19 protein-coding genes are annotated in these 19894 nt (G+C 75.7%); 11 read left to right on the forward strand and 8 right to left on the reverse strand.

Translation table 11 applies throughout. The features are described from left to right. Positions 1–65: 65 nt before the first annotated feature. Positions 66–1352 (forward strand): ABC transporter substrate-binding protein, encoded by a 1287-nt coding sequence (locus SM577_RS27470; RefSeq protein WP_474588331.1) that lies wholly within the window; start codon positions 66–68, stop codon positions 1350–1352. A gap of 108 nt (positions 1353–1460) precedes the next feature. Here SM577_RS27470 and SM577_RS27475 read toward each other — a convergent pair whose 3' ends face one another. Then, positions 1461–2681 carry an acetyl-CoA C-acetyltransferase gene (locus SM577_RS27475; protein WP_302919953.1) on the reverse strand — a complete coding sequence of 407 codons (1221 nt, stop codon included), beginning with the start codon at positions 2679–2681 and terminating at the stop codon, positions 1461–1463. A 132-nt stretch (positions 2682–2813) separates the two neighbouring features. On the opposite strand from SM577_RS27475, the gene SM577_RS27480 reads away from it, so the two are divergent. The 5 genes from SM577_RS27480 (at position 2814) to SM577_RS27500 (ending at position 9250) form a co-directional block, all read left to right on the forward strand. Beyond that, the gene (locus tag SM577_RS27480; protein WP_302919952.1) at positions 2814–3584 is read left to right on the forward strand and encodes an SDR family oxidoreductase; all 771 of its coding nucleotides are present in this window, start codon (positions 2814–2816) and stop codon (positions 3582–3584) included. Beyond that, positions 3581–4519: an SDR family NAD(P)-dependent oxidoreductase gene (locus SM577_RS27485; RefSeq protein ID WP_474588332.1), complete on the forward strand. Its 939-nt coding sequence runs from the start codon at positions 3581–3583 to the stop codon at positions 4517–4519. The genes SM577_RS27480 and SM577_RS27485 overlap by 4 nt, the downstream gene beginning before the upstream one ends. Next, on the forward strand, positions 4519–5751 hold the full coding sequence (locus SM577_RS27490; protein WP_474588333.1) for an acyl-CoA dehydrogenase family protein: 1233 nt from the start codon (positions 4519–4521) through the stop codon (positions 5749–5751). Before SM577_RS27485 ends, SM577_RS27490 begins: the two co-directional genes overlap by 1 nt. Positions 5752–5801: 50 nt before the next feature. After that, a complete protein-coding gene (locus SM577_RS27495) occupies positions 5802–6413 on the forward strand; it encodes a TetR/AcrR family transcriptional regulator (RefSeq protein ID WP_302919949.1) in 612 nt (203 codons plus the stop codon). Positions 6414–6502: 89 nt separating this feature from the next. After that, positions 6503–9250: a helix-turn-helix transcriptional regulator gene (locus tag SM577_RS27500; RefSeq protein ID WP_474588334.1), complete on the forward strand. Its 2748-nt coding sequence runs from the start codon at positions 6503–6505 to the stop codon at positions 9248–9250. Positions 9251–9322: 72 nt separating this feature from the next. On the opposite strand, the gene SM577_RS27505 is transcribed toward SM577_RS27500, so the two are convergent. The 3 genes from SM577_RS27505 to SM577_RS27515 are packed head-to-tail and all read right to left on the reverse strand — an operon-like array spanning position 9323 to position 12525. Continuing rightward, positions 9323–10396 (reverse strand): alcohol dehydrogenase catalytic domain-containing protein, encoded by a 1074-nt coding sequence (locus SM577_RS27505; protein ID WP_474588335.1) that lies wholly within the window; start codon positions 10394–10396, stop codon positions 9323–9325. Next, positions 10393–11811, reverse strand: coding sequence for an aldehyde dehydrogenase family protein (locus SM577_RS27510; protein WP_302919946.1), 1419 nt, complete (start codon positions 11809–11811; stop codon positions 10393–10395). The genes SM577_RS27505 and SM577_RS27510 overlap by 4 nt, the downstream gene beginning before the upstream one ends. Before the next feature lie 48 nt (positions 11812–11859). Continuing rightward, positions 11860–12525, reverse strand: coding sequence for a TetR/AcrR family transcriptional regulator (locus SM577_RS27515; RefSeq protein ID WP_302919945.1), 666 nt, complete (start codon positions 12523–12525; stop codon positions 11860–11862). A gap of 88 nt (positions 12526–12613) precedes the next feature. Between SM577_RS27515 and SM577_RS27520 the strand changes: the two genes are divergently transcribed. Genes SM577_RS27520 through SM577_RS27535 form a run of 4 tightly spaced genes read left to right on the forward strand, consistent with a single transcriptional unit; the run spans position 12614 to position 16193 of the window. Continuing rightward, entirely contained in the window at positions 12614–13762 is a 1149-nt protein-coding gene (locus SM577_RS27520; protein WP_302919944.1) for an acyl-CoA dehydrogenase family protein, read from the forward strand. A gap of 17 nt (positions 13763–13779) precedes the next feature. Beyond that, the gene (fabG, locus tag SM577_RS27525) at positions 13780–14538 is read left to right on the forward strand and encodes a 3-oxoacyl-ACP reductase FabG (RefSeq protein WP_302919943.1); all 759 of its coding nucleotides are present in this window, start codon (positions 13780–13782) and stop codon (positions 14536–14538) included. Between the two features lie 33 nt (positions 14539–14571). Further along, the gene (locus tag SM577_RS27530) at positions 14572–15744 is read left to right on the forward strand and encodes an acyl-CoA dehydrogenase family protein (RefSeq protein WP_302919942.1); all 1173 of its coding nucleotides are present in this window, start codon (positions 14572–14574) and stop codon (positions 15742–15744) included. Continuing rightward, positions 15741–16193, forward strand: a complete 453-nt coding sequence (locus SM577_RS27535; RefSeq protein WP_302919941.1) for a MaoC family dehydratase — start codon at positions 15741–15743, stop codon at positions 16191–16193. The genes SM577_RS27530 and SM577_RS27535 overlap by 4 nt, the downstream gene beginning before the upstream one ends. A 40-nt stretch (positions 16194–16233) precedes the next feature. Here the strand turns inward: SM577_RS27535 and SM577_RS27540 are convergent, their stop codons facing one another. Then, the gene (locus SM577_RS27540) at positions 16234–17322 is read right to left on the reverse strand and encodes a spore photoproduct lyase family protein (protein ID WP_474588336.1); all 1089 of its coding nucleotides are present in this window, start codon (positions 17320–17322) and stop codon (positions 16234–16236) included. A gap of 101 nt (positions 17323–17423) precedes the next feature. Here SM577_RS27540 and SM577_RS27545 point away from each other — a divergent pair, with 101 nt between their 5' ends. Beyond that, the gene (locus SM577_RS27545; protein ID WP_474588337.1) at positions 17424–18173 is read left to right on the forward strand and encodes a DNA-formamidopyrimidine glycosylase family protein; all 750 of its coding nucleotides are present in this window, start codon (positions 17424–17426) and stop codon (positions 18171–18173) included. 18 nt (positions 18174–18191) lie between these two features. On the opposite strand, the gene SM577_RS27550 is transcribed toward SM577_RS27545, so the two are convergent. From SM577_RS27550 to SM577_RS27560, 3 genes are all read right to left on the reverse strand, one after another. Then, positions 18192–18830: an STAS domain-containing protein gene (locus SM577_RS27550; RefSeq protein WP_474588338.1), complete on the reverse strand. Its 639-nt coding sequence runs from the start codon at positions 18828–18830 to the stop codon at positions 18192–18194. A 116-nt stretch (positions 18831–18946) separates the two neighbouring features. Then, positions 18947–19219 carry a GlsB/YeaQ/YmgE family stress response membrane protein gene (locus tag SM577_RS27555; RefSeq protein WP_302919937.1) on the reverse strand — a complete coding sequence of 91 codons (273 nt, stop codon included), beginning with the start codon at positions 19217–19219 and terminating at the stop codon, positions 18947–18949. 44 nt (positions 19220–19263) lie between these two features. Further along, entirely contained in the window at positions 19264–19725 is a 462-nt protein-coding gene (locus SM577_RS27560) for an STAS domain-containing protein (RefSeq protein WP_474588385.1), read from the reverse strand. Between the last annotated feature and the right edge of the window lie 169 nt (positions 19726–19894).

Raw genomic sequence — 19894 nt, forward strand, 5'->3', positions numbered from 1 at the left:
GCGCCCCGTCCGCACCCGCTCCACCCACCCACCAGAAACCGGACCGAGGAAAGGTCGGTGTCCCCATGCCACCCTCGACACGACGTGGTCTCGCGATCGCCACCGCCATCGCCCTGCTCGCCACCTCCGCCGCGTGCAGCGGCGGCGACGGCGGGTCGCCGGGACGCGGGCCGGTGCCCGGCGTCACCGACACCGAGATCGTGGTCGGCACCCACATGCCGCTGACCGGCCCGGCCTCGGCCGGCTACTCCAAGATCGCGCCAGCCACCAAGGCGTACTTCGACTACGTGAACGCCAACGGCGGCGTGCACGGCCGGAAGATCACCTACAAGATCATGGACGACGGGTACAACCCGGCGAACACCCAGCAGGTGGTCCGCCAGCTGGTCCTGCAGGACAAGGTCTTCGCGGTGCTCAACGGGCTGGGCACGCCGACCCACACCGGGGTGCTCGACTTCCTCAAGAGCAACCGGGTGCCGGATCTCTTCGTCGCCTCCGGCAGCCGCAGTTGGGACCAGCCGGACAAGTATCCGGGCACCTTCGGGTTCAACCCCGACTACACGGTGGAGGGCAAGATCCTGGCCAACCACGTGAAGACCGCGCTGCCCGGCAAGAAGGTCTGCTTCCTCGGCCAGGACGACGACTTCGGCCGGGACAGCCTGGCCGGGGTGGAGCAGGTGCTCGGCGCGGGCGTGGTGGTGGCCAAGCAGACGTACGTCACCAGCAACACCAACGTGGCGCCGCAGATCGGCGCGTTCAAGGCCGCCGGTTGCGAGGTGGTCGTGCTGGCCACCGTGCCCGGCTTCACCGCCCTGGCCGTCGGCACCGCGGCCCGGCTGGGCTTCAAGCCGCAGTGGCTGGTCTCCAACGTCGGCGCCGACCACCCCACCCTGGCCAAGCAGCTCGGCGAGGCCGCGCCGCTGTTGGAGGGCATGATCGGCGTCAACTACCTGCCCATGCAGAACGACACGGCGAACCCGTGGATCCAGCTCTTCACCAAGGTGAACAAGGAGCACAACGGGGACGCGCCGTTCGACGGCAACACCGTCTACGGGATGGCCGTCGGCTACCTCTTCGTGCAGGTGCTCCAGGCCGCCGGCAAGGATCTCACCCGGGAGTCGGTGCTGGCGGCGGTCAGCAGGGGCGGCTACCAGGGCCCGGGGCTGGCGCCGCTGCGCTTCTCCGAGACCGACCACTCCGGCTACGGCGGCGAGCGGCTGACCCGGGTCAGCGGCGGCGTGCAGGCGTACTTCGGGCCGGCGTACGAGACCGACGAGGGTGACGGCCCGGTGCGGGAGTACACCGCCGCCCCGGTCACCCCGCCGGCCAACGGGATCCCCACCGCGTCCTGAACCCGGCGCCGGGCGCGGTCGGCTCGACCACGTCCGTCCTCGGGTCGGCCGGGCCCGGCCGGGGTCGACCGGGCCCGGCACCGTGGTGCCGGGCCCGGTCAGCTCTGGTCAGCTGAGCCGTTCGACGATCATCGCCATGCCCTGGCCGCCGCCGACGCACATGGTGGCCAGCCCGATCTGCCGGTCGTGCCAGCGCAGCGAGTTGAGCAACGTGGTGGTGATCCGGGCGCCGGTCATGCCGAACGGGTGCCCGACCGCGATCGCGCCCCCGTTGACGTTGAGCCGGTCCCAGTCGACGCCGAGCTCGCGGGCACTGGGCAGCACCTGGGCCGCGAACGCCTCGTTGATCTCGACCAGGTCGACGTCGGAGATGGACATCCCGGCCCGGCGCAGCGCCCGCCGGGACGCCTCCACCGGCCCCAGCCCCATGATCTCCGGGGAGAGGGCGCTCAGGCCGGTGGCGACGATCCGGGCCAGCGGGGTGATGCCCAGTTCCCGGGCCCGCACGTCGGACATCACGACGAGCGCGGCGGCGCCGTCGTTGAGCGGGCAGGAGTTGCCGGCGGTCACCGTGCCGTCCGGCCGGAACACCGGCGGCAGCGCCGCCACCGCCGCCAGGGTCACCCCGGGGCGCGGTCCGTCGTCGGCGGCGACCACCGCGCCGCCCGGCACGGTGACCGGGGTGATCTCCCGGGCCCAGAAGCCGTCGGCGATCGCCTTCTCGGCCAGCAGTTGCGACCGGACGGCGAACTCGTCCTGGCTCTCCCGGGAGACCCCGCGCAACTGGGCCACGTTCTCCGCGGTCTGTCCCATGGCGACGTAGACGTCCGGCAGTTCGCCGTCCTCGCGCGGGTCCTGCCAGTCCGGGGCCGCGCCGGCGGCCCGCGCGGCGGTCCGCGCCGTCGCGTCGCCGAACCGCGGGTTGGTGCTGTCCGGGTGCCCGTCGCTGCGTCCCCGGTGGTACCGGGAGACGCACTCCACCCCGGCCGAGACGAACGCGTCGCCCTCACCGGCGCGGATGGCGTGCAGCGCCATCCGGGTGGTCTGCAACGACGAGGAGCAGTACCGGTTGACGGTGGTGCCGGGCAGGTGGTCCAGGCCGAGCAGGACGGCCACCACGCGGGCGAGGTTGTAGCCCTGCTCGCCGGCGGGCTGGCCGCAGCCGAGCATCAGGTCGTCGATCCCGGCCGGGTCCAGTTGGGGCACCTGGTCCAGGGCGGCCCGCACGATGGTGGCGGCCAGGTCGTCGGCGCGTAGGTCGCGCAGGGAGCCCTTGTTCGCCCGGCCGATCGGTGATCGGGCGGCGGCGACGATGACGGCTTCCGGCATGGTGGGTCCTTTCCGGGGGAGAGATATATGCACCGACGGTGCGGTTACCGCTGTGGCCGTGTCAACGGATTGTGAGATGGTCATCGGCATCCGTCGTTGACGCGCCAGGCCCCGGCTCCTACTATCTGCATCGTGAATGCAGATTCAGCCCGGTTGGCCGGTCGGGTCGCCCTGGTCACCGGGGCGAGCCGTGGCATCGGCCTGGCCGTCGCCCGCCGGCTGGTCGCCGAGGGCGCCCGGGTCGGCCTGACCGCCCGCCACCCCGAGGCGCTGGCCGAGGCGGTCGCCGAGCTGGGCGGGCCGAGCCGCGCGGTGGCGGTGGCCGGCCGGGCCGACGACGCCGAGCACCGCCGGGCGGCGGTGCACCGGGTCACCGAGGCGTTCGGGCCGGTGGACGTCCTGGTCAACAACGTCGGCATCAACCCGGTCCACGGGCCCCTGGCCGAGCTGGACCTGGCCGCGGCCCGCAAGATCCTCGACGTCAACCTGGTCGGCACGCTCGGCTGGGTGCAGGAGGTCCGCGCCGCGGGGATGGCCGAGCGGGGCGGCTGCGTGGTCAACGTCTCCTCGATCGCCGGGCTGACGCCGTCACCGGGCATCGCGTTCTACGGCGTCAGCAAGGCCGCCGTCAACCACCTCACCGCCTGCCTCGCCGTCGAACTGGCCCCGGCCATCCGGGTCAACGCCGTCGCCCCCGCCGTGGTGAAGACCCGGTTCGCGGCCGCGCTGCACGAGGGCCGGGAGGCGGAGGTCGCCCGGGCGTACCCGCTGGGGCGGCTCGGCGTACCCGAGGACGTGGCCGGCGCGGTCGCCTTCCTCGCCTCCGCCGACGCGGCCTGGATCACCGGGCAGACCCTGGTCCTCGACGGCGGGGTCGGCCTCGCCGGCCGGATCGCCGGATGACCGCGCCCGCCGCGCCCCGCGGTCTGGTCGTGGCCGGGGCCGGCGTGGTGGTGACCGGGGCGGGCTCCGGCATCGGCGCGGCGCTGGCCACCCGGTTCGCCGCCGACGGCGCCCGGGTGGTGGTCAACGACGTCGATGCCGCGGCGGCCGAGGAGGTGGCGGCGCGGATCGGGGCGTACGCCTGCCCCGGTGACGCGGCCGACCCGGCCGGGGTGGCCGCCCTGGTCGGCTTCGCTCGCGACCGCCTCGGCGCGGTCGACCTGTTCTGCGCCAACGCCGGGGTGGCCCCGCCCGGCGGCGCCGACGCCCCGGACGAGGCGTGGGAGCGGGCCTGGCGGGTGAACGTGATGGCGCACGTGCTCGCCGCACGCGAGCTGCTGCCGCACTGGCTCGCCGCCGGCCGTGGCCGGCTGCTGGTCACCGCCTCCGCGGCGGGCCTGCTCACCCTGCTCGGCAAGGCGCCCTACTCGGTGACCAAGCACGCCGCGCTGGCCTTCGCCGAGTGGCTGCGGGCGAGCTACGCCCACCGCGGGATCACCGTCCAGGCGCTCTGCCCGCAGGGGGTCCGTACGCCGATGCTGGCCGCCGCCGACGACACCAGCGTCGCCCTGCTCGACGCCACCGCGGTCAGCTGCGAGCAGGTGGCCGACTGCGTCAGCGCGGCGCTGGCCGACGACCGGTTCCTGGTGCTGCCGCACCCGGAGGTGGCGGCCTGGTACGCGCGCCGCGCCGCCGACCCGGACCGCTGGCTGCGCGCGATGAACCGCACCCAACGCGAGGTCGAGCGGCGCGGCACCGACCGGCCCGACCCGCGGCCGGAACCGCCTGACCCCGACCCGCGGCCCGCGCCGCCCGGCCTCGACCCGCGGCCGGAACCGGCCGACCTCGACCCGCGGCCGGCGGCGGCCGACCCCGACCCGCACCGGAGTGCCTGATGGACTTCCGCTACGACGAGACCACCGAGCGGCTGCGCGAGGAACTGCTCGCCTTCATGGCCGAGCGGATCTACCCGGCCGAGCCCGTCTTCGCCGACCAGTCGGCGGCGCGGGTCGACCCGTGGGGCGCCCCGCCCGTGGTCGCCGAACTGCAGGCCGAGGCCCGCCGGCGCGGCCTGTGGAACCTCTTCCTCCCCGGCGAGCACGGCGCGGGCCTGACCAATCTCCAGTACGCCCCGCTGGCCGAGATCACCGGCTGGTCGCCCGGGCTCGCCCCGGTCGCGCTGAACTGCGCGGCCCCGGACACCGGCAACATGGAACTGCTGGCCCTGTTCGGCACCCCGCAGCAGCGGGAGCGCTGGCTCGAACCGCTGCTGGACGGGCGGATCCGCTCCGCGTTCGCGATGACCGAGCCGGCCGTCGCGTCGTCCGACGCCACCAACATCGCCACCCGGATCGAGCGCGACGGCGACGAGTACGTGGTCAACGGCCGCAAGTGGTTCGTCACCGGCGCGCTCGACCCGCGCTGCGCGGTCTTCGTCGTGATGGGACGGACCGACCCGGACGCGCCCCGGCACCGGCAGCAGAGCCAGCTCCTGGTGCCCCGCGACACCCCGGGCGTCACCGTCCGCCGGGGCCTGCGCACCTTCGGGTACGACGACAGCGACCACGGCGGCCACGCCGAGATCGACTTCGTCGACGCCCGGGTGCCGGTGGGCAACCTGATCGGGGCGGAGGGCGACGGCTTCGCCATCTCGCAGGCGCGGTTGGGGCCGGGCCGGGTGCACCACTGCATGCGGCTGCTCGGCATGGCCGAGCGGGCCGTCGAGCTGATGTGCCGGCGGGTCGCCGACCGGCACGCGTTCGGCGGGCCGCTGGCGGCGCAGGGGGTGGTCCGGGACTGGATCGCCGAGGCGCGCGTCCGGCTGGAGCAGGCCCGGCTGCTGGTGCTCAAGACCGCCTGGCTGATGGACACGGTCGGCAACCGGGCGGCGCACACCGAGATCCAGGCGATCAAGATCGCCGTGCCGGAGACCGTGCAGTGGGTGATCGACCGGGCCGTGCAGGCCCACGGCGCGGCCGGGGTCAGCCAGGACACGCCGCTGGCCCAGCTCTGGGTGAAGGCCCGCGCGCTGCGGCTGGCCGACGGCCCGGACGAGGTGCACCGGCAGTCGTTGGCCCGTCGGGAGCTGCGCCGGCACCAGCCGGGCCGGCCCGCGGCCCGCGGCTAGACTCCCGAGGCGGTGGGGACGACGTGGCAGCGGTGAGAGGGAGAGCGCGGATGGGCGGGGCCGACGCGCCGGGCCGGGTCGACGGGCGGACCGCCCGGGCGGAGCGGACCCGGGCGGCGATCGTCGAGGCGCACCTCGCGCTCATCTCCGAGGGCGACCTGCGGCCGACCGGCGAGCGCATCGCCGAACGGGCCGGCATCTCGCTGCGCACGCTCTGGACCAACTTCAAGGACATGGAGACGCTCTTCGAGGCCAGCGGCGCGGAGGTGCTCCGCCAGCAGGACGCCGCGTACCGGCCGATCTCGCCGACGCTGCCGCTGGCCAAGCGGGTCGACGCCTACTGCCGGCAGCGGGCCCGGCTGCTCCAGCTCGTCGCGCCGTCGGCCCGGGCCGCCCAGATGCGGGAGCCGGTCTCCGCCCAGTTGCACCGCAACCGGCTCAAGCACATCGACCGGGTGCGCGACGAGGTCGAGCAGCTCTTCGCGGCCGAGCTGGCGCAGGCCGGGCCGGGCCGGGAGCAGCTCGTGCACGCGCTGGTGGCGGCGAGCATGTGGCCGGCCTGGTCGATGCTGCGCGACGGGCTGGGGCTGGGCGTGGACCAGGCCCGGGCGGTGATGGCCCGCACCGTGGGTGCGCTGCTGGCCGACGTGGCCGGCCCCTGACGGGCTGTCGCGGCCGGCCCGGCAGCCCAGCCCAGCTCGCGCGGAAATCGACTCTTTCCTTCCGGTTTCCGATAGGTGACACTCGATGCATGGTTACTGCATCGACAGTGCAATTAACCGGGTTGTGGGGCCGCGACACCGAGTGCGCGGCCATCCGCCGGCTGCTCGACGGGCCGCCGGCCGCCGGGGGCGCGCTGCTGCTGTGGGGCGAGCCGGGAACGGGCCGCAGCGCACTGGTCGGCTACGCGCACCGGCAGGCCGGCGACCGTACAGTGCTCGCCGGTGCGGGGCTGGCCGAGGAAGCGGCGCTGCCGTACGCGGGCCTGCAACGCCTGCTCGACCCGCTGCTCGACCGGGCCGACGCGCTGCCCGAACCGCAGCGCGGGGTGCTGCGGGCGGCCCTGGCCGGCGCGGGCTGCCCCGCCCACCGCCGGCTCGCCCTGTCGATGGCCGTGCTGGGGCTGCTCACCGCCGCCGCCCGGGACCGCCCGCTGCTGTGCACCATGGACGACGTCGACCGGGGTGACCCGCAGACCGCCGAGGTGCTGGGTTTCGTGGCCCGCCGGCTACGCGACCTGCCCGTCGCCGTGCTGCTCACCGCGGGCACGGACGCGGTGGCCGGGGGAGTGCCCCGGCACCGGTTGCGGCCGCTCGACGAGCGTGCCGGCGCCGCCCTGCTCGCCGACCGGCTGCCCGGCCCCGCCCCGGCGGTGGCGGCGGCGCTGACCGCTGTCGCCGGCGGGAACCCGCAGGCCCTGGTCGACCTCGCCGAGGTGCTCACCCCCGGGCAGTGCCGGGGCGACGAGCCGCTGCCGGAGACTCCGCCGGTCGACGGCACGCTGGGCCGCGGCTACCGCGCCCGGCTGGACCGGCTGCCGGCCGACACCCGGCGGGTGCTGCTGCTGGCCGCGCTCGACCCGGACGCCGACCCGGCCACCCTGGCGCGGGCCGCGCGGGCCGCCGGCACCGCCATCGAGGCGCTCGCCCCGGCCGAGGCCGCCGGCCTGGTCCGCGTCGACGCGCGCCGGGTCGCCCTGCCGCAACCGCTGGCCCGGGCGGTGGTGGCGCAGAGCGCGCCGCTGGCCGCGCGGCGCGCCGCCCACCTGCTGCTCGCCGGCGTGCTCGACGGCCCCGACCAGCGGCTGCGTCGAGCCCTGCACCGGGCCGCCGCGGCGGAACCACCCGATCCCGCCTTGGCGGCCGAACTCGAGGCGGCCGCCACCGGCGCCGCCCCGGAGACCGCCGCGGCGGCGCTGGCCCGGGCCGGTGAACTCAGCGCCGCGCCCCGCCAGGCCGCGGCCCGGCTGGTCGGTGCGGCCCGGCTCGCCTGGACGGCCGGCCGGCCACAGTGGGCCCGGCGGCTGCTGGCCGACCCCCGGGTCGGCAACCCGGCCGACCCGGCCACCGCCGCCCGGGCCGAGCTGCTCCGCGGTGAGCTGGAACTGCGCTGCGGTACGCCGGCGGTCGCCGCGGCCACCCTGCTGGCCGCCGCGGCGGCGGTGTCCGGCGTGGATCGCCTCGCCGCCCTCGGTGCGCTGGTCCGTGCCGGCGAGGCGGCCTGCTTCACCGGCGACCAGTACCGGTACGCCGAGGTGGCGCGCCGGGTGGCGGCGCTGCGCCGGCCCGGCGACCCGCCCGCCGCCGAGTTGATGACCGCGCTGGCCGCCGGGGTGGCGGCGACGCTGCGCGGCGACCACGAGCGGGGCGGGCCCGCGCTGCGCCGGGCCGTGGTCCTCGGCAACCGGTTGACCGGGCCGGCGCTCACCCCGACCGCGCTGACCTGCGCGGCGGTCGCCGGCCTGCTGGTCGCGGTGGACGGCGCCGCCCACCGGCTCGCCGAGCGCGCCGTCGAGCTGGCCCGCGACCGGGGTGAACTCTCCCTGCTCTCCCGGGCGCTGGAGCTGCGCGCCATCGCCGAGTACTGGCTGGGCCGGCACGACGCCGCGGCGGACACCTCCCGGGAGGGGCTGCGGGTGGCCCGGGAGACCGGCCAGGTCAACTGCGCCGGCGTGCACCTGGGCATGCTGGCGGTGCTGGCGGCGGTACGGGCCGACCGGGACACCAGCCTGCGCCGGATCCGGGAGATCGGGGAGGCGGCCGCGCCGTACAGCCGGCCCTGGGCGCTGGCGCAGTGGGCCCTCGCGGTGCTCGACCTGGTGGACAACCGGCACGACGCGGCCGCCGCGCGGCTGGCCGCCCTGGCCCGACCCGCCATCGGCCGGGGGCAGGTGCTGATCCAGGTGATGGCGACCCCGTACCTGGTGGAGGCCGCCGCCGGCGCCGCCCACCGGCCGGCGGCCGCCGCCGCGCTCGCCGTCTTCGACCGGTGGGCCAGCAGCACCGCGAGCCCGTCCCGCCGGGCGCTCTCCGCGCGCTGTCACGCGCTGCTGGCGCCCCGCGGCAGCGCCGCGGCCGAGCAGGGTTTCCGCACCGCGCTGCGGCTGCACCCGACCGACGCCGGGGCGTTCGAGCGGGCCCGTACCGAGTTGCTGCTCGGCCGCGAGCTGCGCCGCAACCGCCGCCCCCGGGACGCCCGGGAGCACCTGCACACCGCCCGGGAGACCTTCGGCCTGCTCGGGCTGAGCGCCTGGTCCGAGCAGGCCACCACCGAGCTGCGGGCCGCCGGCGAGTCGGTCGGCACGCCCGACCTGCCGGCGGCGCGGCTGCTCACCGGCCAGCAACTGCGGATCGCGCAACTGGTCGCCGAGGGGGCCACCAACCGGGAGATCGCCGCCCGGATGTTCCTGTCCACCCGTACCGTCGACCACCACCTGCGCAACATCTTCCACCGGCTCGGCATCCGCTCGCGTACCGAGCTGGCCCGGGCGCTCACCTGACGACCGCCCGTGGTGAGCCCGGGGCCGGCCGTTCCGAGCGGTCCAGGGTGGCGCCGTGGGGAGGCGGGGGCGTCAGGGCAGCACGACGGTCCGGGCGCCCTCGCCCCGGGCCATCCGCTCGAACGCCGCCGCGGCGCCGTCCAGGCCGGTCCGGTCGGTGATCAGGGGCGCCAGGTCGAGGGTGCCGTCGAGCACGGCCCGGGCGAGGTCCGGTACGTCCCGGTCCGGATCGGACGAACCGTAGACCGAGGAGCGCAGCGTGCGGGCCGAGTGGAAGATGTCCAGCGCGCTGAGCCCCACCACGTCGTCCTTCGCGCCCATGCCCACCACGATCACCTGCCCGCCGCGCCGGGTGGCCCGCCAGGCGGTGCGGATGGTGGCGCCGCGCCCGACGCACTCCAGCGCGTGGTCGACGCCCCGGCCTCCGGTCCGCTCCCGGACCGCCCGGTTGAGCGAGTCGTCGGCCAGCAGGAAGTCGGTGGCGCCGGCCGCGCGCGCCAGCTCCGCCTTGGCCGGCGACACGTCGACCGCGAGCACCGGATCCGCGCCGGCCGCCCGGGCCGCGGAGACCACCGACAGGCCGACCCCGCCGAGCCCGATCACCGCCACCGACTCGCCGGCGGCCACCCGGGCGGTACGGCGCACCGCGCCGACCCCGGTGAGCACGGCGCAGCCGAGCAGCGCCGCGGCGTCGAAGGGCAGCTCCGCCGGCACCGGGATGACCGCGTCCTGCGGCACCACCACCTCCTCGGCCAGCGCGCCGAGACCGAGCGTGACGTGCAGCGGCTCGCCGGTCGACGTCCGGCCCCGCGCGGCCGCCGGGGAGCCGGCCCGCTCGCAGAGCCACGGCTCGCCGCGCCCGCAGTACCAGCACCGCCGGCACGGCGGCGCCCAGTTGAGCACCACGTGCGCGCCGGGTGCGACCCGGTCGACGCCGGCGCCGACCTCGACCACCACGCCGGCCGCCTCGTGCCCGAGCACCAGCGGGTACGGCGGCGCCAGCGTGCCGTTGACCATGGACAGGTCGGAGTGGCAGACGCCGGCGGCCCGGATGGCCACCCGCACCTCACCCGACCCGGTGGCGGGCAGCTCCACCCGCTCCACCCGAGGCGGCCCGCCCACCGCCCGGACGACCAGCGCCCTCACCGCTGGATGGCCTTGGTCTGCCAGAACTCCTCCAGCCCGTAGCGGCCCAGCTCGCGGCCGAGGCCGGACTGCTTGTAGCCGCCGAACGGGGCGAGCGGGTTGAACGGCGCGCCGTTGATGTCGACCGCCCCGGTACGCAGCCGCCGGGCGACCCGCAGCGCGCGCTCCTGGTCGCCGGACCAGACCGCGCCGGCCAACCCGTAGCGGGAGTTGTTGGCGACGGCCACCGCCGCGTCCTCGTCGTCGACCGGGATGACCGCCAGCACCGGGCCGAAGACCTCCTCCTGGGCCAGCGCGCTGTCCGGGTCGACGTCGGCGATCACCGTCGGGGCGACGAAGTAGCCGCGCTCGGGCAGCGGGGCGTCCGGCCCGCCGGCGACCAGCCGTCCGCCGTCGGCCAGCCCTCGGGCGACGTGCCCGGTGACCCGGTCCCGCTGGGTGGCGGAGACCAGCGGGCCGAGCCGGGTGTCCGGGTCGAACGGGTCGCCGAGCCGGTAGCCCTCGGCGACCTTGGCGGCCAGGGCCAGCGCCTCGTCGTAGCGGTCCCGGTGCACCAGCATCCGGGTCCAGGCGGTGCAGGTCTGGCCGGAGTTGAGGAAGGCGTTGCCCACTCCGACCTTCACCGCGGTGGCCAGGTCGGCGTCGTCCAGGATCACGTTGGCGGACTTGCCGCCGAGTTCCAGGGCCACCCGGGCGATCCGGTCGGCGGCCAGGTGGGAGATCCGCCGCCCGGTGGCGGTCGAGCCGGTGAAGGAGACCATGTCGACGTCCGGGTGGGCGGCGATGGCCTCGCCGACCTCCGGGCCGGTGCCGGGCACCAGGTTGACCACCCCCGGCGGGAAGCCGGCCTCGTGGATCGCGTCGAAGAGCAGGTACGCGGTGAGCGGCGTCAGCTCGCTCGGCTTGAGCACCACTGTGCAGCCGGCGGCCAGGGCGGGCGCCAGCTTCGCCACCACCTGGTGCAGCGGGTAGTTCCACGGGGTGATCGCGCCGACCACGCCGACCGGTTCGCGGACGACCAGCGAGTTGCCGACCGTCTCCTCCGCCGGTGGCCGGGCGGCCAGGTCCACGTAGCTGCGCAGCACGGTCAGCGGCAGCCCGGCCTGCACCCGGACGGCGATCTTCAGCGGGGTGCCCAGCTCGGTCGCGACGGTGTTGGCGATGGTGTGCGCCCGCGCAGTGAGCGCGGCGTGCAGCCGGTCCAGCGCGGCGGCCCGCTCGGCCGGGGCGGCGCCGGCCCAGCCGGGGAAGGCCGCCCGGGCCGCCGCGACGGCCCGGTCGACGTCGGCCGCCGTGCCGGCCGGCACAGTCGCGACGACCTCCTCGGTCGCCGGGTTGCGCACCGCCAGGGTCTGCCCGGAGGAGGCGGCGACCCAGGCCCCGTCGAGGTAGATGTCGGTCCGTGCGAGATCCATCGCGCCCCTCACGTACGTCGGCCAAAACTAGCGGTGCAAGTTTTGACTCTAGTACGCCGTGCGGCCGGACGGGAGGGGCGGCAACGGCCCGATGTGCTCCTCGTAGGTGCGGGAGAGCCCGTCGATGAGCGCGTCGAGGCCGAGCGCGAAGGCGCCCTCGTCCACCCGCTGCTGGTGCTCGGCGAGCCGGTGCGCCTGGGTCAGGTGCGGGTACTGCTCGGCGTAGAGGCTCGGGTCCTCGACGAAGCCGCGGGCGAACGACCCGAGCGCCGAACCGGCGACGAAGTAGCGCATCAGCGCGCCGATGTGGGTGGCCCGGGCGGGCGGCCAGCCCGCGTCGACCAGTCCACCGTAGACGGCGTCGGCCATGGCCAGCGCCGCCGGGCGGCGCCCCGGCCCGCGGGCCAGGTACGGCACGATGTTCGGGTGCGCGGCCAGCGCCGCCCGGTACGAGTGCCCCCACCGGCGCAGCGCCTCGCGCCAGTCGACGTGGCCGAAGAACGACACGTCCACCTGGCCGGTGACGCTGTCGGCCACCGCGTCGAGGATCTCGTCCTTGGTGGCGAAGTGGTTGTACAGCGACGGTCCGCGTACCCCGAGTTCGGCGGCGAGCCGGCGGGTGGAGAAGCCCTCCAGTCCCTCCGCGTCGATCAGCGCGGCGGCGGCCTCGACGATCCGCTGCCGGCTGAGCAGCGCCTGCCGCGGCCGGGGCATCCGTCCCTCCCTCGCTCGATGGTCCGCCGCAAACTCTGCCACAGCCGGGTCTGGACGGAATTAAACTTGCAGCGCTAGTTTATCGGCCATGGACCTTCAGCTCTCCGCCGAACAGGCGGCGGTCCGCCGGCTCGCCGCGGAGTTCGTCGACCGCGAGGTGACCCCGCACGCGGCGGCCTGGGACCGGCGGGAGTCGGTGGACCCGGAGATCGTCGGCAAGCTCGGCCAGCTCGGCTTCCTCGGGCTGACCATCCCCGAGGACGACGGCGGCTCCGGCGGCGACCACCTCGCGTACTGCCTGGTGCTGGAGGAACTGGGCCGGGGCGACTCGGCCGTGCGGGGCATCGTCTCGGTGTCGCTCGGGCTGGTCGCCAAGTCCATCGCCGCGCACGGGACCCCGGCGCAGCGGGCGCAGTGGCTGCCCCGGCTCTGTGCCGGCGCCGCGCTCGGCTGCTTCGCGCTGACCGAACCGGACAGCGGTTCGGACGCCGCCGCGCTGGCCACCCGGGCGGTCCGGGACGGCCGCGACTGGCTGCTCACCGGCACCAAGACGTTCATCACCAACGGCACCACCGCCGACGTCGCGCTGGTCTTCGCCCGCACCGGCGGCCCCGGCCACCGGGGGATCACCGCGTTCCTCGTGCCCACCGACGCGCCCGGGCTCACCCGCCGCGAGATCCACGGCAAGCTCGGCCTGCGCGGGCAGGCCACCGGCGAGCTGCGCTTCGACGGCGTGCGGGTGCCGGACTCGGCGCGCCTGGGCGAGGAGGGCGGCGGCTTCCGGCTGGCGCTGGCCACCCTGGCCAAGGGCCGGATGTCGGTCGCCGCCGGCTGCGTCGGGATCGCCCAGGGCTGCCTGGACGCGGCGGTCGGCTACGCCGGGCAGCGCACCCAGTTCGGCAAGCCGATCGCCGGCCACCAGCTGGTGCAGCAACTGCTCGCCGCCATCGCGGTCGACACCAACGCCGCCCGGCTGCTGGTGTGGCAGGTCGCCGACCTCGTCGACCGGGGCCAGCCGTTTGCCACCGAGGCGTCGATGGCCAAGCTCTTCGCCAGCGAGGCCGCCGTCCGCGCGGCCAACAACGCCGTGCAGGTCTTCGGCGGGTACGGCTACATCGACGAGTACCCGGTCGGCAAGTACCTGCGCGACGCCCGCGTCGCCACCCTCTACGAGGGCACCAGCCAGATCCAGCAGCTGCTCATCGGGCGCGCGCTCACCGGCGTGAACGCCTTCTGACCCCCCAGGGAGCAACCGTGACCAGATTCGCCGACCGGGTCGCCGTCGTCACCGGCGCCGCGCGGGGTATCGGCGCCGCGACCGCGCACCGGCTGGCCACCGAGGGCGCCGCCGTCGCCGTGGTCGACCTCGACGCGCAGCGCAGCCAGGCCGTCGCCGACGAGATCACCGCCGCCGGCGGCCGGGCCGTCGGGATCGGCTGCGACGTGACCGACCCCGAGGCGGTCGCCGCGATGACCGACCGGGTGGTGCGCACCTACGGCGGGCTGCACGTGCTGGTGAACAACGCCGGCATCACCCGCGACGACCTGCTGTTCAAGATGCCCCTGCCGCACTGGGAGGCGGTGCTGACCACCAACCTGACCAGCATGTTCCTCTGCTGCCAGGCGGCCCAGCAGCACATGGTCGCGGCCCGCTACGGGCGGATCGTCAACCTCAGCAGCCGCTCCGCCCTCGGCAACCGGGGCCAGGTCAACTACGCGGCGGCCAAGGCCGGCGTGCAGGGCCTGACCGCCACCCTCGCCATCGAGCTGGGCCCGTTCAACGTCACCGTGAACGCGGTCGCCCCGGGCTACGTGGCCACCGCGATGACCGCCGCGACCGCCGAGCGGGTGGGCGCCAGCCCGGCGGAGCACCAGCGGATGGTCGCCGAGCACACCCCGCTGCGCCGGGTCGCCCAGCCGGCCGAGATCGCCTCGGTGATCGCCTTCCTGGCCAGCGACGACGCCTCGTACGTCAGCGGCCAGACCCTGTACGTCAACGGCGGCGCGCGCTGAGGCGCGCGTACCAGCTCAGCACCCGGAGGGGACATGGACTTCGCGCTTTCCGACACCGAGCGGGCCATCCGCGACACCGCCCGCGACTTCATCACCAAGGAGGTCATGCCGCTGGAACCGGAGCTGCTGCGGCGGGAACGGGCGCACCGGCCCGGGCTGGAACCGGCTGAACTTCGCGAGTTGCAGCTCAAGGCGCGCGCGTTCGGCTTCTGGGGCCTGGCCACCCCGGAGGAGTACGGCGGCATGGACCTCTCCGCCGTCACCCAGTCGCTGATCTGGACCGAGATCGGCCGCTCGTTCGTGCCGTTCCGGTTCGGCGGCGAGGCCGACAACATCCTGTTCCACTGCAACGAGGAGCAGAAGCGGGAGTACCTGATCCCGACCATCGAGGGCGAGCGGCGCAGCTGCTTCGCGATCACCGAGCCGGGCGCCGGGTCGGACGCGGCCAACATCAAGCTCAGCGCCCGCCGCGACGGCGACGACTGGATCCTCAACGGCGAGAAGACCTTCATCACCGGCGGCAACGAGGCCGACTTCGCCATCGTGATCGCGGTGACCGACCGGGAGAAGGGGGCGCGCAACGGCGGCGCCACCGCGTTCCTGGTGGACCGGTCGATGGGCTGGCGGTCGGAGTTCATCCAGACCATGGGTGAGGGCGGGCCGGCCTCGCTGGTCTTCTCCGACGTCCGGGTGCCCGGCCGCAACATCCTCGGCGAGCTGGGGCAGGGCTTCACCCTCGGCATGGAGTGGATCGGCAAGGGCCGCTACACCATCCCCTCGCACGCGGTGGGCATCGCCGAGCGCGCGCTGCGGATGGCGATCGACCACGCCAACAGCCGGCAGACCTTCGGCCGGCCGATCGGCGAGAACCAGGCGATCCAGTGGATGATCGCCGATTCGGAGACCGAGCTGGAGGCGGCCCGCTGGCTCATCCTGCGGGCCGCCTGGACGGTGGACCAGGGCATGGACCCCCGGCACGCCTCCTCGATGGCCAAGCTCTACGGCGCCGGCATGGTCAACCGGGTGGTGGACCGGGTGCTCCAGATCCACGGCGGCATGGGCTACACCCGGGAGCTGCCGATCGAGCGCTGGTACCGGCAGGTCCGGCTCTACCGGATCTTCGAGGGCACCGACGAGATGCAGCGGCTGATCATCGCGCGGGACCTGTTGCGCGGCTACACCAAGCTGGGCGGGCACCTGGCATGAGGACCTTCGCCTCCCTCGACGAGCTGGCCGCCGCGGTCGGCGAGACCATCGGCCCCGGCGACTGGCAGCGGATCGACCAGAGCCGGGTCGACCTCTTCGCCGACGCCACCGACGACCACCAGTGGATCCACGTCGACCCGGAGCGGGCCGCCGCCGGCCCGTTCGGCGGCACCATCGCGCACGGCTACCTGACGCTGTCCCTGCTGCCGGCGCTGGCCGGCCGCCTCTACCGGGTGCAGGGGGTGCGGATGGGCGTCAACTACGGGCTGAACCGGGTGCGGTTCCCCGCCCCGGTGCGGGTGGGCAGCGCGGTGCGGGCCACCGCCACCATCGCCGAGGTCTCCGGCGTGGACGGCGGGGTGCAGCTGGTCGCCGCGGTCACCGTGGAGAGCGACGCGGGCGGCAAGCCGGTCTGCGTCGCCGAGACGGTGAGCCGCCTCTACGCGTGACCGCCGCGCCGGCCGGGCCCACCCGGTTCGGCCGGCGCGGTCAGAAGGCGTACCGGATGCGGCAGTACGGGGTCCGGGCGGCGATCAGCTCGGTCAGCGCGGCGACGTAGCGCCCCTTGTGGCCGGTGCGGTAGCGCACGTTCCAGCCGCCGGTCTGCGAGCGCTTGGGCTGCTGGAGGTCCGGGCGCCAGAGCAGCTCCTCGGCCTTCGGGTGCCAGCCGAGGTTGACCTCGTGCAGCCGGTCGTTGTGGGTGAGGAAGACGACCTCGGCGGCGAGCTGGGCCCGGGCCCGGGGCCCGATCCCGGCGTCGAGCTGGTCGAGCAGCTCCGCCCAGTCGTCGAGCCAGCCGTCGCGGACCACCACCGGGCTGAAGTTGACGTGCACCTCGTAGCCGGCCGCGACGAAGTCGTCGATGGCGGCGATCCGCTCGGCGACCGGCGAGGTGCGGATGTCGAGCAGCCTGGCGTCCCGGGCGGGCATCAGCGAGAACCGGATCCGGGTACGCCCGCGCGGGTCCCAGTCGAGCAGGTCGCGGTTGACGTGCTTGGTGGCGAAGCTGGCCTTGGCGGTGGGCAGGGCGCGGAAGCGGGTGACCAGGTCGCGGACGTTGTCGCTGACCCGGGCGTCCAGCGAGCAGTCGGAGTTCTCGCCGATGTCGTACACCCACGCGTGCGGGTCGCACTGGTTCGGGGTGTCCTTCACGCCCTGCCGGGCGACGTGCCGGGACAGGTAGCCGGTGATCCGGTCGATGTTGGCGAAGACGGTGATCGGGTTGCTGTAGCCCTTGCGCCGCGGCACGTAGCAGTAGGCGCACGCCATGGCGCAGCCGTTGGCGGTGGACGGGGCGATGAAGTCGCTGGAGCGGCCGTTGGGCCGGGCGGTGAGCGACTTCTTCACCCCGAGCACCAGGGTCTCGGTCTTGATCCGCACCCAGCGGGCCACGTTCGTCTCGTCGCCGTACAGCTCCGGGATGCGGGTGTGGCTGTCGATCTCGATCCGCTCGGCGTCGGGGAAGCGGGCCAGCACCTGCTGGCCGCGCGGGAGCGCGGCGGCCTCCGGCTCCACGAAGATCCGCCGGATGTCGAGCAGCCGGGACTGCGGGGCGACGTCGGTCACGAACCAGTACAACTGCGGACCGACCGCCCGTCTTCCCGCCGGTGGCGGCGTTTCCCGCCGGACGTGCCGGGTATCCGCCGCCATGCCCGCCCTGTCCCGCCGAGGTGGCTGACGTGCCCGAGGGGCACCTGATCCACCGGTACGCCCGCGAGCAGCAGGCCGCGCTCGCCGGGCAGGTGCTGGCGGTCTCCAGCCCGCAGGGCCGGTTCGATCCGGGCCCCTACGACGGGCGGCGGCTGCGCGCCGTGGAGGCGTACGGCAAGCACCTGCTCTACCACCTGGACGGCAGCCCGACCCTGCACGTGCACCTGGGCATGCGCGGGCTGTTCCTGCGCCACGACGACCCGACCGCCGCCCCGCGCGCCGGGGTGCGGCTGCGGCTGGCCGGCGCCGCGGTCGCGTACGACCTGATCGCCCCGATCCGGTGCGAGCCGCTGCCGCCCGGCGGCGAGCGCGCGCTGCGGGCCTCGCTCGGGCCGGACCCGCTGCGCGCCGACGCCGACCCGGCGGAGGCGGTCCGCCGGCTGGCCGCCGTGCGGGGCGCGGTCGGCGCCGCGGTGCTCGACCAGGCGGTCTGGGCCGGCATCGGCAACGCCTGGCGGGCCGAACTGCTCTTCCTCGCCGGCCTCGACCCGGACACCCGGGGCGTCGGGCCGGAGCCCGCCCGGCGGCTCTGGGACCTCACGGTGCGGTACCTGGCCCTGGGCCGCGACGCCGGTCAGGTGGTCAGCGACCCGGCGGCTCCGGACGAGCGGTGGGTCTACAAGCGGCCGGCGTGCCGGCGCTGCGGCGCGCCGGTGCGGGTCTGGGAGCTGGGCGGGCGCTCGGCGTACGCCTGCCCGGTCGACCAGCCCTCCGGCTGACCCGGCCGGCGGGGCGCCTCACCCGGTCCGGACGGGGGCGGCCGCCGCCCGCCGCGCCGGAGCCGGACCGGGGCCCGCGGACCCGGCGGCGCGGCTCGGCCGGGACACCTCCGCGACGGCCTCCTCGACGCTGTCGAAGACCGGGAAGACCCCGTCCAGGCGCATCGTGTGCAGCACCGTGCGGAGGTAGCGGGACGGCGCGGCGAGGCACAGCACCGCACCGCGTTCGCGGGCGTCCCGGTGGGCGCGGACCAGCAGCCCGAGCCCGGCGGAGTCGATCAGGTGGACGCGGGCCAGGTCGACCACCACGTGCCCGCGCACCTCGACGGCCCCGTGCAGGGCCGCACGGAGCGCGTCGCCGCCGTCCAGGTCGATGTCGCCGGTGACGCTCACCACCGGTACGTCCTCGAGGTAGTCGATGCCGAGCACCTCGCCGGGGTGGCGGCCGCCGGTCGGGTCGGCCGGGTCGGGCGGCAGCGGGGCGCAGCGCGGGCAGCGGTGCGGGCCGGTGGCGAAGGGCGAGCCGCTCCAGCCGTGCTCGGACACCAGCGTCCAGACCACCTCGGCGTCCGGCAGCACGCAGGCGGTCGCCCGGACCGTGTCGCCGCAGGCGTCGCAGATCAGCGTCATCAGGTTCTCGTCGGGTACGACGGTCATGGTCCTCTTCCTCGCGTTCTGCCGGTCGGCTCGCGCGGTGCCCCCGCCGACCCCGGCGCCCCGTCGGGCCGCCGGAGTGGCCGGTCCGGCGCGGGACGACCGGCCGGGGAACCCGATCAGGTCGGGTCGGATTCCTCACGTCCGGTGGTGAGCGCGACCAGGGCGACACCGGCCGTCGCCGATCCGACCTGCACGACCAGGTCGAGCGGGCCGAAGCGGCCGCCGGCGTCGGCCAGGCCGACCACCACCGTGCCGAGCACGGCGGTGACCACCCCGACCACCAGCGCCAGCCAGACCGGGACCTCCCGCAGTCCCGGCAGGGCGAACCGGCCCACCGCCCCGACGGCGAGGCCGACCGCCACCGCCGCGCCCAGACCGGTCCCGGTCATGCTGTCCTCCTCGGTACTCGACCCCGGTCGCCGCCGGGGCGTGGTCACGACGGCGAGGCGACCACCGCCCGGCCGCAGGGGCGGCCGTTCGGGCCGCTGGAGCGGGTCGCCCCACCGGCCGGCAGGGGGGTTGTGCCGGCCGGTGGGGGAGCCGTGCCGGCCGGCGGGGAAGCCGGACCGACGGGTGGGGGTGGCGCGTCGGGGAGTGGTGCCGCCGGCGGTCCGGAGCCGGTCACCGGCAGCACCTGGTCCAGCCGGGCGGTCTGCAGGATCCGGCGGATCCGCGGGTTCGGGTCGCGCAGGCTCAGCACCGCCTGCCGGCGGGCGAGCCGCCGGTGCACGTCCAGCAGCAGCCCGATGCCGGCGGCGTCGACGTGCCGGCAGCCGGCCAGGTCGACCACCACGTGCCCGGGGGACAGCGCCAGCACCCGGTCGAAGACCGGGCCCGTCACCGACAGGCCGGCCCGGTCCAGTTCCGTGCCGAGCGCCACCTCGATCAGCGGCACCGACCACCCTGCCTGCTGTTGCGTCACCGGTCGCCCTCCCCGCCCGTCGGCTCCGGCACCCACCCTGCCGGCCGACCGTGGCACTGGATCCGCGGTTGCATGACAGTTATGTGACAAATCCGTCCGGCGCCGGCCAGGGCTGGGCGCCCGGCGGGGTGCCGGGGATGAT

The sequence above is a fragment of the Micromonospora desertarenae genome, from assembly GCF_056150265.1.

Excerpts from the sequence above, each read along its gene's own strand:
- SM577_RS27470 (WP_474588331.1), top strand. The coding sequence starts at position 66 with ATGCCACCCTCGACACGACGTGGTCTCGCGATCGCCACCGCCATCGCC.
- SM577_RS27475 (WP_302919953.1), bottom strand. The coding sequence starts at position 2,681 with ATGCCGGAAGCCGTCATCGTCGCCGCCGCCCGATCACCGATCGGCCGG.
- SM577_RS27485 (WP_474588332.1), top strand. The coding sequence starts at position 3,581 with ATGACCGCGCCCGCCGCGCCCCGCGGTCTGGTCGTGGCCGGGGCCGGC.
- SM577_RS27490 (WP_474588333.1), top strand. The coding sequence starts at position 4,519 with ATGGACTTCCGCTACGACGAGACCACCGAGCGGCTGCGCGAGGAACTG.
- SM577_RS27495 (WP_302919949.1), top strand. The coding sequence starts at position 5,802 with ATGGGCGGGGCCGACGCGCCGGGCCGGGTCGACGGGCGGACCGCCCGG.
- SM577_RS27500 (WP_474588334.1), top strand. The coding sequence starts at position 6,503 with ATGGTTACTGCATCGACAGTGCAATTAACCGGGTTGTGGGGCCGCGAC.
- SM577_RS27510 (WP_302919946.1), bottom strand. The coding sequence starts at position 11,811 with ATGGATCTCGCACGGACCGACATCTACCTCGACGGGGCCTGGGTCGCC.
- SM577_RS27515 (WP_302919945.1), bottom strand. The coding sequence starts at position 12,525 with ATGCCCCGGCCGCGGCAGGCGCTGCTCAGCCGGCAGCGGATCGTCGAG.
- SM577_RS27520 (WP_302919944.1), top strand. The coding sequence starts at position 12,614 with ATGGACCTTCAGCTCTCCGCCGAACAGGCGGCGGTCCGCCGGCTCGCC.
- SM577_RS27530 (WP_302919942.1), top strand. The coding sequence starts at position 14,572 with ATGGACTTCGCGCTTTCCGACACCGAGCGGGCCATCCGCGACACCGCC.
- SM577_RS27535 (WP_302919941.1), top strand. The coding sequence starts at position 15,741 with ATGAGGACCTTCGCCTCCCTCGACGAGCTGGCCGCCGCGGTCGGCGAG.
- SM577_RS27550 (WP_474588338.1), bottom strand. The coding sequence starts at position 18,830 with ATGACCGTCGTACCCGACGAGAACCTGATGACGCTGATCTGCGACGCC.
- SM577_RS27555 (WP_302919937.1), bottom strand. The coding sequence starts at position 19,219 with ATGACCGGGACCGGTCTGGGCGCGGCGGTGGCGGTCGGCCTCGCCGTC.